A 12,404-nucleotide genomic window follows, 5' to 3' on the forward strand; every position below is an offset into this window, starting at 1 on the left:
TCCTTCACGCGCAGGGGAGGCGCCGCTGGCATGGAAGGCTCGACCACGACCGGCCCCGCGGCGGGTGCGACGAGACCCGCGCCCGATGGGCCGCCGCGGCTCTGGCGGGGAGATTTCGCGGGCGTCCTGGCGCTGGCGCTGCTGGGCTTCGCCAACCTGGCGGCCTTCTACGGGCTGGAACCCTGGCTGAGGGGCAAGGGGCTGGATGCCGCGCAGGCCGGCGGCACCATCGCGGCCTTCACCCTGGTGGCGCTGGTGCTGATGCCTTCCGTGGCGGCGCGGGTTTCCGTGGCCAGCGCGGGGTGGTGCACCGTCGCGGGCTTCGGCGTCACGCTGGTGGTGCTGCCGCTCTACCTCATCGCCGATGGCTTCTTCGCCTTCGTGGGGCTGCGCCTGCTGCACGGCTTCGGCTTCGTCCTGACGCTGGTCGGCATCACCACGCGCTTCGTGGCGCTGGTGCCGCCGCAGCGGGCCGGGGAGGCCTACAGCCTCTTCTCCGTGGCGGATCTGCTGCCCTTCGCCCTGCTGCCGCCGCTGATGGAACTGACCCTGCCGCGCTTCGGCGGCGACCCGGCCAACCAGTACGCCGCCATGGCGCTGCTGCAGGCCCCGGCGCTGCTGCTGGCCGTGCTGCTGGCCCGCGCCAGCGTGCCGGCCCCCTCCGATGTGGCGGGCGGGCCGGGCGGGCGGGCGGGGCCGCGCAGCGGCCCGGTGCTGGCGCTGCTCGCCATCAACACCGCCGCCTTCGTGGCGCATGCGGTGCTGTTCAGCATGGCGAAGGGCCGCGCGACGGAATTGCAGGGGGAAGCGGTGGTCGGCCTGTTCTTCGCGCTGCAGACCGGCACGATCATGGTGCTGCGCCTGTCGGCCGGGAAGCTGTTCGACCGGCTGGACCAGCGGCGCGTCTCGGCCTTCGGCGTCGCGGTGGTGACGGTGGCGCTGGTGCTGCTGGCGCTGCCCATCGGCGGCACGCCGCTGGGCGCCTGGGTGCTGGTGCCCGTGGCGCTGCTGCTGGGCATCGGCTTCGGCGCGGCGCTGCCGCTGCTGAACGCCCTGATGCACCGCCATTCGCCGCCGGCGCAGCGGGGAGCCAACATCAACCTCATGATGCTGACCCTGCAGGTGGGCTACCTGTTCGGGCCGCTGCTGGGCGGGCTGGTGGTGAACTGGGCCGGCTATCCGGCGGCCTTCGTGCTGGCCGCGGTGCTGCTGGCCCCCGCCGCGCCGATGCTGCTGCGCCTGCCGCGCTGACCCTGCCGCTTGCGCGGGGCGGGGCGGATCGGCCAATCAGGGGCGACGTGCCTGACCAAGCCTCAACAGGGAATCGCCATGTCCATCCTCCATCCCGCCCAGACCGCGCCGGCGGCGCAGCGACTGCTGCACCAGGGCGTCGTCGTGCTGCTCGGCGTCGCGCTGATGACGCTTTCGGCCAAGACGCAGATCCCCTTCTGGCCCGTGCCGATGACCTTGCAGACCATGGCGGTGCTGGGCTTCGCCGTGCTGGCCGGGCCGCGCCTGGCGACCGCCATCATGGCCGCCTACCTGCTGGCCGGGGCCACCGGGCTGCCGGTCTTCGCCGGTTCGCCGGAACGCGGCTTCGGCATCGCCTACATGGCCGGGCCGACGGGCGGCTACCTGGCGGGCTTCCTGGTCGCCTCCTGGCTGACGGGCACGCTGGCGGAGGGCCGCGGCCTGCTGGGCCGCAGCCTGGCGCTGCTGGCGGGCGTCGTCGCCATCTATGGCTGCGGCATCGCCTGGCTGGCGGGCTTCGTGCCGGCGGACCGGCTGCTGGCCATCGGCGTGCTGCCCTTCCTGCTGGGCGAGGCGACGAAGGTCGCCCTGGTGATCGCCGCCTCCGCGCTGTTCCAGCGGGGGCGCTGACCGCTCAGCCCTCGGCCAGCACCGCCTCCAGCGCCGTCGCGAAGGCGGCCATGGCGGGGGCGGGGCCGAGGCTGACGCGCAGCCAGCCGGGGTAGCGGAAGCTGGTCATGGCCCGCGCCATGACGCCGCGCCCCATCAGGCGCCGATGCGCGACCGTGTCGCTCATCGGCAGCCTGAGCATGACGAAGTTGCCGACATCGCCGATCATCGTCAGGCCGAGCCGCCGCGCCAGCGCCGCGACGCCGGCCCGGGCCTCGCGCATATGGGCGCGCGTGGCTTCCACATGCGCATCGTCCCACACCGTCAGCCGCGCGGCCTCCATCGCCAGGATGTTCACGCTGTAGCTGATGGAGGTCTTCTTCACCGTCGCCGCCACGTCGGGGCTCGCCGCCATCCAGCCGATGCGCAGCCCCGCCAGGCCCCACATCTTGGAGAAGGTGCGGAAGACGATGAGGTTGGGGTGGCGCTGCATCAGCGCGAAGCTGTCGGGGAAGGCGGGGTCTTCCGCGAATTCGGCATAGGCCTCGTCCGCCACCACGATGGCGCGGCCATCCACCGCCTGCATGAAGCGGTCCAGCTCCTCATGCGTCCACCAGGTGCCGGTGGGGTTGTTGGGGTTGCAGACGAAGATGACGCGGGTGCGGTCATCGATCGCGTCCAGCATCGCCTCCGCGTCGAAGGCGTAGTCCCGCAGCGGGATCAGCCGCGGCTCCACGCCGGAGAAGCTGGCCAGCCATTCATAGACGGCGAAGGTGCGGTCGGCGGTGACGATGTTGTCCCCCGGCTCGCAGAAGGCCTTGATGACGAAGGCGATGACCTCGTTCGCGCCATTGCCGAGGATCACCTGCTCCGGGTCGATGTCGAACTGCCGGCCGAGCGCGCGGCGCAGGTGCCAGCCATCCCCCTGGGGATAGAGCGCGGCCTGTTCCGGCTTCCAGGCCGCCATCATCGCCTGCGCCGCGCCGGGCGGGCCGAGCGGATTCTCGTTGTTGTTCAGCCGATGCAGGAAGGGCACGCCGAAGCGGCGGCACAGCACGTCATCCGGCGGGCTCGGCACATAGGCCTCGAAGGCCCGGACATGCGCCGGGACCAGCCGATCCAGCGCGAAGTCCTTCATGGCCCGTGCGCGAAGGCTTCGCCCTCGCGCCCCTCCGGCGCCTGGGGCCGCGGCGCGGGCGGCCTGCGATGCGGCCTCATTCCGCGGCAGCCAGCAGCAGCAGGTCGCCCGCCGCGTCGGGGATCAGCGCGGCCGGCGCCAGCCCCGCCTGGACCAGCCCCTCCGCGAAGGCCGCCTGGTCCGGCTTGCCGAGGTCGATGATCGCGCGGATCTCGGAAAAACCCTGGTCGCGGAACAGCGCGACATTGCCGGCGGCGACGGCGGCGGCATCCCCGGCCGCGATCAGGCTGCGCAGCGTGACGCGGCCGCGGGCGCGGTCGGTCTCGGCGGCCATGGCGGCGCCGGTGGCGCGCTTTGGGCGGGCCGGCTCCTCGATATCCCGGCCGAGTGCCAGGCGGCGCGTCGCGCCCGTGATCCACTCCGCCAGCACGCGCGGCGCCCAGCTGATGCCGCCCGGGTCCTCCTCCAGCGCGCGGAACAGCACGGGCCAGGTGGTGCCATCGGCGCCGGGCAGCTGGCCCACCGTCTCGAACCCCGTCCGCGGCATGTCGGGTGAGGGTTCCAGCACGACCAGGCCCTGGATCTTCTTCCGCACCAGGCCGGCCAACGCCGCTTCCAGCAGCGCTTCCGCCACCGCCGCGCGGCCGGGCCCTTCCGGCAGCAGCAGCGCGGGGCCGGAGAGTTCCATCAGGCGCCGGCCGAAGGGCTGCCAGAACAGCCCGCCCACCGGCCGCCGGCGCGCATCCAGCGCCACGCGGGCGAAGAGATCCCCCTGCGCCCGCTGGTCCAGCACCCGCGGCGCCAGGCGGAAGGCCGGCCCGCCGAGGCCCGCCGCTTCCGCCCATTGCACCAGCAGCGCCAGCGTCGCGTCATCCGGGTCCGCCGCCGCGCCGCTGAGGGGGCCGAGCCCCTCCGGCGCCGCGGCCGGCGCCTGGGCCGGATAGGCGCGGCCGACATCGAAGGACAGGCGCAGCCCGCCGCGGTCCAGCGGCTCCGTCGTCAGCCGGTCCGCGAGTCGCGCCGCGAGGTAGAGGCCGATCTCCTCCGCATCCTCCGCCGCGCCCCGGCGGGACTGATCGAGCCCCGCCAAATCCAGGTCGGCGGCGGTGAAATCGACGGAAAGCCGCATCGCGTGCCGGCGGTCGGAGAGCGTGAGGCCGACGAGTCCCGCATTGCCGGGGGCGGCGCCCAGCACCTCCTCCGCGATCAGGGCGAGGCGGTTGGCCAGCCGTTCCTCCGCCCCACCCGCGAGGGCGCAGTCGCGGACGAAGCCGGCGCCGATGCCGGCATGGCGGGGGCCGGCGGGCAGCTGGGCGCGGGGGTCTAGGCTCACGGCCGGGCCGTGCGGTTCAGGGGGGCAGGGATCATGCGGGCGTTCCTCGCTCTGCCCGGAAGCTACAGCAAAACGCGCGGCGCGGCAGGCACCCGGGGGTTGTGGGGGCACAGCGGATGGTTGTGGCGGGGCGCGCCGGTCAAGCGCGTTGCATTTCGGGTGTTGCAGTGCAGCAGCTTTGGGTCATACCTCTGTCCCAAGTTGTAGGAAGGCCTGATGCCCGAACTCCTCGTCGTCCAGACCCGTGAATACCGCCTGCACCGGATGGAGGTGTTCGACCGCGGCAAGGCCGGCTTCACCGTGCTGATCCACCCGCCCGCCAATCGCGGACAGACGCGGGAGATGGTGCGCGAGCATCCGGGCGAGACGCTGGGCGAGATGCTGAACCGCGCCAAGGCGGAGATCGACGCGGTGATGGGCCCGAAGCGCCCGCCGCCGCCGCGCGGCTACGCACGACGCGACTAGCGCGCGACGCAGCGGATCACTCTGATGCCGAGGCTCGCGTTGCGCTCCCCCTAGGCCACCGCTAGCGTCTTCGCCACGCAGGCGGAGACGGTGATGGACGGGTCGGTCGGGCTGACGGCACCGGATGCGGTCACGGTGGAGATCATCAAGGGCGCGCTGCGCTCCGCCCAGGCGGAATGCGAGGCGCTGCTCGAACGCACTGCCATGTCACCGGTGATCCGGGAGAAGCAGGACTACTTCATCGGCTTCTATGCCGCCGATGGCAGCCTGGTGACCGGCACGAAGTTGCCGCTGTTCGGCGACGTGATGCGCCCGATCCTCGACCGCTTCCCGGCCGAGGATATCAGGCCCGGCGACATCTTCTGGTACAATGACTGCTACATCTCGAAGGGTGGCGTCTCCCACACCTCGGACCAGGTCTTCGCCACGCCGGTCTTCGTGGGCGGTGAGCTGGTGGCCTTCGCGCAGAGCTGGGCGCATTTCCGCGATATCGGCGGCGCCTGGCCGGGATCGAACACGCCGGGCACGGAGAGCGTCTTCCAGGAAGGCATCATGGTGCCGCCGGTGCGCCTGTACCGTGAGGGCGTGCTGAACACGGACCTGTTCGAGGTCTTCGTCCGTAATTCCCGCTTCCCCCAGCATGCCCGCGGCGACACGCGGGCGCTGACGGCGGCGGTCAGGCTCGGCGAGAAGCGGCTGGCGGAGCTGTTCAACCGCTTCGGCACCAAGGTGCTGCTGGGCGCCATCGCGGCGATGCGGGAGCAGTCGGCGCGGCTGTTCCGCCGTCGCCTCGCGGAGGTCTTCCCCGCCGGCGGCAGCTGGAAATTCGCCGATCGCGTGGATGGGGACGGCAAGGGCGGCGGCCCCTTCACCGTGCGCTTCGAACTGACGGCGCGGGAGGATGGCTTCACGCTGGACACGCGCGAGTCGGACGGCCAGGCGAAGGGCCCGATCAACTTCCTCATGAACCCGACCGTGCCGAACACGGTCTTCGGGCTGTACCTGCTGGCCAACGAGCCCGACGTGATGATGAATGACGGGCTGCTGCGCACGATCGATGAGGTGCTGGTGAAGTCCGGCACCATCATCCAGCCCGCCTTTCCCGCGCCGCTCGGCCAGCGGTCCAACACGCTGGCGCGCGTCATCTCCGGCTGCCTGGGGCTGCTGGCGCAGGCGACGGAGGGCAACAGCCCCGCGGCGAGCTCGATCTACACCATCTACACGCTGACGGGGCGCCAGCCCTCCGACGGGTCCCTGTTCTACAAATCGGGCGGCCACGGCACGGGGCAGGGGGCCAGGCCCTTCGCCGATGGGCTCGACGTCATCTACTACGTCGCGCAGCAGAACTACCCGATCGAGTTCCTCGAGACCGACATGCCGGTGAGAATCCGCACCTACGCCATCCGGCCGGACAGCGGCGGGCCTGGGCGCTGGCGCGGCGGCTGCGGCATGATCCGGGAGATGGAGATCCTGGTCGATGGCGCGACGCTCAACACGCGCATGGACAATGTCGAGAATCCGCCCTGGGGCGTGAAGGGCGGGCAGAGCGGGCGGCCCGGCCGCTTCATCATCAATCCCGGCCGCGCCGATGAACGCGAAGTCGCCAGGCTGGCACAGGGGATTCCCGTGAAGCGCGGCGATGTCGTGCGCATGGAGAGCACGGGCGGCGGCGGCTGGGGCCATCCCTTCGACCGCGAGGCCTGGCGCGTGCGGCAGGATGTGCTGGGCGGCTTCGTGACGGCGGAGGCCGCGCGCGCCGATTACGGCGTGGTGCTGGCCGCGACGCCCGATCGCGAGGTGGATGAGGAAGCGACCGCCGCGCTGCGCGCCGACCGCCCGGCGGCGGAGGGGATGTTCCACCGCCACGGCGAATACCGCGACGCCGCGGCGTGGTGGGACGCGATGGCGAGCTGAGACTACCCGGCGGGAACCTCGACGACGAGATTCCCGAACGCATCCATCACCGCGCTGTCGCCGGGGTGCAGATAGGTCGTCGCATCCATCTGCACGATGATCGCCGGGCCGAGCACCGTGGCACCGGCGCCCAGCGCATCGCGCCGCCAGACCGGCACGCGGGCGAGCCCCGTCTCCAGATGCACCGGCAGATGGGTGTAGGGCGCGCCAGGCCCCGCCACGGGTGCCGCTTCCGGCGCCGGGCCGGGCAGCGTGCCGAGCGCTGCCACCTCCAGCGTCACGATCTCCACCGGCGTATCGGGCTGCGCGAAGGTGTAGAGGCGCTCATGCTCCGCGTGGAAGCGCGCGATGGCTTCTTCCAGCCCGGTATGGTCCGCGGCGCGGCCGGGCCAATCCACGTAGAGCTCGAAGCCCTGGTGCATGTACCGCATCCCCGCCCGCCACCGGATTTCCCGCGCGGAAGCGGGTACGGATTCCGATTCCAGCCAGGCGGCCGCTTCCGCATCCAGCGCGCCGAAGGCGGCGGCGAGCGGCGCGGGGTCCGCGATGGGCGCGCGCATCATCACGGTGCGGGAGAACTCGTTGCGCAGCGGCGCGGCGAGCAGCCCCTCGGCGGAGAGCACGCCGGGGCTGGACGGCACCAGGATGCGCCGCATGCCGAGCAGCCGCGCGATGGCGCCGGCCTGCAGCGGTCCCGCGCCGCCGAAGGGCAGCAGCGCGAAATCGACGGGGTCATGCCCGCGCTGCACCGAGACCACGCGGATCGCGCCGGCCATGGCATTGTCCGCCACTGCGATGATGCCGCGCGCGGCGGCGTGCAGGTCCATGCCGAGCGGCTTCGCGATCCGTGCCTCGATCGCACGCGCGGCGGCGTCCACATCCAGCGTGATGGCGCCATCCAGCAGCGAGGGCGGCAGGCGGCCCAGCACCAGGTTCGCATCCGTCAGCGTCGGCTCCACGCCGCCGCGGCCATAGGCGACGGGGCCAGGCATGGCGCCGGCACTCGCGGGGCCGACGAGCAGCGCGCCTTCCGGCGAGACGCGGGCGATCGATCCTCCGCCCGCGCCGATGGTGTGGATGTCGATCATCGGCAGGCTGAGCGGCCAGTCGCCGACCTTGCCCTCGCTGGTCAGGCGCGGATCGCCATCGATCAGGCTGATATCGGCGGAGGTGCCGCCGACATCGAGGGTGATGAGCTTCGGATGCCCCGCGCGGAGCCCCAGCGCGCGCGCGCCGACGACACCGGCCGCGGGGCCGGAGAGCGCGGTCTGCACGGGCTGCTTCGCCGCGCCCTCGCCGCGGATCACGCCGCCCGAGGATTTCATCAGCAGCAGCGGCGCGGCGATGCCGCCCTGTTTCAGCCGATCCTCGATCCGGCGGACATAGGTGGCCACGGCGGGCATGACATAGGCGTTGAGGGCGGTGGCCATGCTGCGCTCGTATTCGCGGAAGACGGGCAGCACCTCGCTGGAGAGCGTGATGGGAATGCCCGGCAGCTCCTCCGCCAGGATCGCGCCGGCGCGGCGTTCATGCGTGGGGTCGGCATAGGCGTGCAGGAAGCAGACGGCCACGACCTCCACGCCGAGGCGCCGGAACTCCGCCGCGGCGTCGCGCACGTCCTGCTCGACCAGCGCCTCCACCACGGCGCCGCCGGCGGCGAGCCTTTCACGAGCCTCGCGCACATGTTCCGGCGGGATGGGGCGGCGGGGCTTCTGCCAGGCATAGAGGTTCGCGTGGCGCGGGATGTCGTGGCGGCCGATCTCCAGCACATGGCGAAGCCCGGCCGTCGTCAGCAGGCCCGCCTTGGCGCCCTTCTGTTCCAGGATCGCATTCGTCGCGACGGTCGTCCCGTGCAGCACATGCGTGACCTCGGCGGGCGAGCGCCCGGCGATGGACAGGACCTGCGCGATGCCCTCCGCGAAGGCGCGGGAGCGGTCATCGGGCGTGGAGGAAACCTTGGCCTGCCAGCGCTGGCCACTCGCGCGATCGACCAGCACGATGTCGGTGAAGGTGCCGCCCGCATCGACCGCGACCGAGAGGCTGCCGCGGCCGTCCATGCCATCACTCATCCGCATTCCATCCATGCCAGCACAGCATCGCGTGCGTTTTCACGCTTGATGCTAGGCACCGCCGCGACGACGCGTCAAACGCGCCTGACGCCCGTGAAGGTCGAGAGCCCGACCGGAATATCGACCAGGTTGCGCTGATGCGCGATCACCCGGAAATACTCGCCGAGCGGGAGATAGGGCACGTCCTGCCAGAACTGTGCCTGAATCTCCCGCGCCTTGGCCTGCTGCGCAGCGGTATCGGGCGCCGCCATCCATTCCTGCCGCAGCCGTTCCAGCGCGGGGCTGTCAGGCCAGCCGAACCAGGCGCCCGAGCCATTGGCACGAAGGCCGAGATTAGCAACGGGGTCGAGCAGGCCGGCCGCGCTGAAGCCGGAGATGAAGACGTTCCAGCCGCCGCTTTCCGGCGGATTGCGGGACCCGCGCCGCTGCACGATGGTGCCCCAGTCCGCGGCATAGGCTTCGGCATTCATGCCGGCGCGACGGAACATGTCGACGGCCACTTCGCCCATCGCCTTGAGGAAGGCGAAGTCCATGGGCTGCAGCACCACCACCTTCTCCCCGCGATAACCCGCGGCGGCCAGGTCGCGCTTCACCTTCTCCATGTCACGCGGGCCGCGCAGCACGCCGATGCCCTCCTCATTCGCCATCGGCGTATTCGGCAGGAAGACGCCGACATCGGTGCGCCACAGGCTTCGGTCATCGCTGAAGGCGGCGGTCATGTAGGCGGATTGGTCGAGCGCGCCGAGCATGGCGCGGCGGATGGCGGGGTTGTTGAAGGGCGGATGAAGGTGGTTGAAGCGCAGCACGCTGATGCTGCTGTCCTCCGTGATCTTCACCGTCGCGTTGCGGCTGCGGCGCAGCACCGGCAGCAGATCGTTCGGCGCGTATTCGAGCCAATCGACCTCCCCCTGCTGCAGCGCGGCCGCGGCCGTCGCGGGGTCCGGCAGGATGTGCCACTCGATCCGGTCCATATGCGCGATCTTGGGCCCGGCGGAGCGGCTGGCGGTGCCTGTGGCGCGAGGCACATAGCCGTCGAACTTCGAATAGACGACGCGCGCGCCGGAGACGCGCTCCCGCGCCTCGAACCGGAAGGGTCCGCTGCCGATCATCTCGGCGACGGGGCGCGAAGGATCGGTGCTGGCCAGGCGTTCCGGCATGATGGCCGGCATCGCGGCCGTCACCTTGCCGAGCGCGCGCGGCAGAAGCGGGAAGGGGCGCTTCAGGCGGAAGCGGATGGTGCGGTCGGTCGGTGCCGTCAGCTCGTCCGTCGCCGCGATCAGCTCCGCACCGAACATGTCGCGTGCCGCCCAGCGGCGGATGCTGGCGACGGCGTCGCGGCCGCGCACGGGTTCGCCATCATGGAAGCGGAGCCCCTCGCGCAGCGTCAGCGTCCAGATCCGGCCCTCATCCTCGACCACATGCCCTTCCACCATCTGCGGATGCAGGTTGTAGTCGGCGTCGAGCCCGTAGAGCGTGTCGAAGACCATGAAGCCATGGGTCAGCGTCACCGTCGCGGTATTGAACACGGGGTCCACCACCGCGAGGTCCGCCTGCGGCACGAAGCGAAGCGTGCGGGATGCCGCGCCCTGCGCGCCGACCACGCGGGGGGCAGCGACCATGGCGCCGGCGGTGCCAAGGATCTGGCGGCGGGTGGGCATGGGCGGGCCTCCTCCGGATACGGCGTGGCCACGATGCACCAGGCGATGCAGGCGGGAAACGGTGTTTCTGCACGTCTTGGCGCGCAAGGCCGCGCGTTCCATGCTGCCGCGACGGAGGGCCAAGCCATGACGCTGCGCTGCGACCTGATCATCCGCGATGCCACGCTGGTCGATGGCACGGGCGGCCCGCGCCGTCGCGGCGATGTCGGCGTGAAGGGCGACCGGATCGTGGGCGTCGGCGACCTGTCTGGCATGGCCGCGGATCGGGAGGTGATGGCGCAGGGCCGCATCCTCTCCCCCGGCTTCATCGATGCGCATACGCATGATGACCAGGCGGTGCTCTGCGGCCCCGCCTGCATGCTCTGCCGCGTGTCGCAGGGCGTCACCACCGTCGTTGTCGGCAATTGCGGCATCAGCCTGGCGCCGGAGCCGATGAAGGAACGCCCGCCCGCGCCGCTGGACGGCGTCTGCGCGCCGGAATGGTGGATCTTCGACAGCTTCGGCGCCTATGCGGAGCATCTGGAGAAGAAGCCATCGTCGGTGAACACGCTGGCGCTGGTCGGCCACATGTCGCTGCGCGTGGCCGCCATGGGCGGCGACACCACCCGCGCCGCGACGGACAGGGAAGCGGAGCGGATGCGCCGCAAGCTGGCGCAGTCCCTCGCTGAAGGCGCGGCCGGTTTCTCGACGGGGCTCTTCTACCCGCCCAGCAAGCACGCCCCGACCGAGGAGGTGATCGCGGTGGCGGAGGCGCTGCGGGAGCATCGCGGCCTCTATGTCACCCACATGCGCGACGAGGCCGATGGCGTGCTGGACAGCATCGAGGAGACGCTGCGCATCGGCAAGGCGGTGGGCGCCCCTATCATCATCAGCCACCACAAATGCGCGCAGCCCGAGAATCACGGCCGCTCCGTCCAAACCCTGCCGCTGATCGAGCGCCACGCCGCCGACTACCCCGTGGCCTTCGACGTCTATCCCTATACCGCCTCCTCCACCTCCCTCAGCGCACGCAAGCCGCGGCCCGACGTGCCCGTGCAGGTCACGACGTCACTGCCGCATCCCGCGATGGCGGGCCGCGCGCTGTCCGACATCGCGGAGGAATGGGGCGTGTCGCTGGAGGAAGCGGCGAAGCGCCTGACGCCCGGCGGCGGCGTCTTCCACAACATGGCGGAGGAGGATGTGCGCCGGATCATGGCGCATCGCCTCTCCATGATCGGCAGCGATGGCGGGCCGCTGGCCAAGCATCCGCATCCGCGCCTCTGGGGCACCTTCCCGCGCGTTCTGGGCCGCTACTGCCGCGAACTCGGCCTCTTCGACCTGGAAACGGCCGTCCACAAGATGACAGGCCGCACCGCCGCGATCTTCGGCATCGCCGATCGCGGCACGCTGCGGGAAGGCGCCTTCGCCGACCTGGTGCTGTTCGATGCCGATACGGTGCTGGATCGCGCGACCTTCGTGGAGCCACGCCAGGTCGCCGACGGCATCATCGAGACCTGGGTGAACGGCCAATCCGTCTATACCCACGCCGCCGGCGCCAGCGACACGCCGGCCGGGCGCCTGCTGCGGCGCCAGGTTCAGTAGACCGCCGCGATGCACTCGATCTCCAGCAGGAATTCCGGCACCGGCAGCGCCGCCACCACGCAGGTGGTGCGCGCGGGCAGGTGCTCCGCCGGGAAGGCCTCCGCATAGAGGCGGTTCATCAGCCCCACATCCTCCGCCCGCGTCAGCAGCACGGTCGCCTTGAGGATTCCCTGCATGCTGCTGCCGCCTTCCGCCAGCGCGCGCTTCAGGTGCTGGATGACCAGGGCGAATTGCGCCTCGAACCCCTCCGGCACGCCGTCCGGCCCCATGGGACCGATGCCGGAGACGTAGAGCGTCGGCCCGTGGCGGACCGACTGGGCGAAGGGCGGGTATTGCCGGCCGCCCTGCGGCGGCATGAAGCGCGTGATTTCCGGCATCGGATGTTC

General features: G+C 71.5%; 10 protein-coding genes. 5 read left to right on the plus strand and 5 right to left on the minus strand.

Annotated elements, in window-relative coordinates; all coding sequences use genetic code 11:
* The first annotated feature begins 30 nt into the window (after positions 1-30).
* Both JJI54_RS16120 and JJI54_RS16125 read left to right on the plus strand, forming a co-directional pair.
* Positions 31-1,251, plus strand: coding sequence for an MFS transporter (locus tag JJI54_RS16120; RefSeq protein WP_203074045.1), 1,221 nt, complete (start codon positions 31-33; stop codon positions 1,249-1,251).
* A 78-nt stretch (positions 1,252-1,329) separates the two neighbouring features.
* Positions 1,330-1,881, plus strand: a complete 552-nt coding sequence (locus JJI54_RS16125; RefSeq protein WP_203074046.1) for a biotin transporter BioY — start codon at positions 1,330-1,332, stop codon at positions 1,879-1,881.
* A gap of 4 nt (positions 1,882-1,885) precedes the next feature.
* Here JJI54_RS16125 and JJI54_RS16130 read toward each other — a convergent pair whose 3' ends face one another.
* A complete protein-coding gene (locus JJI54_RS16130) occupies positions 1,886-2,998 on the minus strand; it encodes a pyridoxal phosphate-dependent aminotransferase (protein ID WP_203074047.1) in 1,113 nt (370 codons plus the stop codon).
* A 76-nt stretch (positions 2,999-3,074) separates the two neighbouring features.
* A complete protein-coding gene (locus JJI54_RS16135; protein ID WP_203074048.1) occupies positions 3,075-4,331 on the minus strand; it encodes a hypothetical protein in 1,257 nt (418 codons plus the stop codon).
* 216 nt (positions 4,332-4,547) lie between these two features.
* Here JJI54_RS16135 and JJI54_RS16140 point away from each other — a divergent pair, with 216 nt between their 5' ends.
* Together JJI54_RS16140 and JJI54_RS16145 are read left to right on the plus strand one after the other, a co-directional pair.
* A complete protein-coding gene (locus tag JJI54_RS16140) occupies positions 4,548-4,796 on the plus strand; it encodes a hypothetical protein (RefSeq protein ID WP_203074049.1) in 249 nt (82 codons plus the stop codon).
* A 93-nt stretch (positions 4,797-4,889) separates the two neighbouring features.
* Positions 4,890-6,710, plus strand: a complete 1,821-nt coding sequence (locus JJI54_RS16145; RefSeq protein ID WP_203074050.1) for a hydantoinase B/oxoprolinase family protein — start codon at positions 4,890-4,892, stop codon at positions 6,708-6,710.
* A 2-nt stretch (positions 6,711-6,712) separates the two neighbouring features.
* Here the strand turns inward: JJI54_RS16145 and JJI54_RS16150 are convergent, their stop codons facing one another.
* Positions 6,713-8,779, minus strand: a complete 2,067-nt coding sequence (locus tag JJI54_RS16150) for a hydantoinase/oxoprolinase family protein (protein WP_203074051.1) — start codon at positions 8,777-8,779, stop codon at positions 6,713-6,715.
* 74 nt (positions 8,780-8,853) lie between these two features.
* A complete protein-coding gene (locus JJI54_RS16155) occupies positions 8,854-10,437 on the minus strand; it encodes an ABC transporter substrate-binding protein (protein WP_203074052.1) in 1,584 nt (527 codons plus the stop codon).
* 126 nt (positions 10,438-10,563) lie between these two features.
* Between JJI54_RS16155 and JJI54_RS16160 the strand changes: the two genes are divergently transcribed.
* Positions 10,564-12,018: an N-acyl-D-amino-acid deacylase family protein gene (locus JJI54_RS16160; protein WP_203074053.1), complete on the plus strand. Its 1,455-nt coding sequence runs from the start codon at positions 10,564-10,566 to the stop codon at positions 12,016-12,018.
* Here the strand turns inward: JJI54_RS16160 and JJI54_RS16165 are convergent.
* Positions 12,012-12,395, minus strand: a complete 384-nt coding sequence (locus JJI54_RS16165; protein ID WP_203074054.1) for a RidA family protein — start codon at positions 12,393-12,395, stop codon at positions 12,012-12,014. The genes JJI54_RS16160 and JJI54_RS16165 overlap by 7 nt on opposite strands.
* Positions 12,396-12,404: the final 9 nt, after the last annotated feature.

The organism is Falsiroseomonas ponticola (genome assembly GCF_016805305.1).
Lineage (GTDB): Bacteria > Pseudomonadota > Alphaproteobacteria > Acetobacterales > Acetobacteraceae > Falsiroseomonas > Falsiroseomonas ponticola.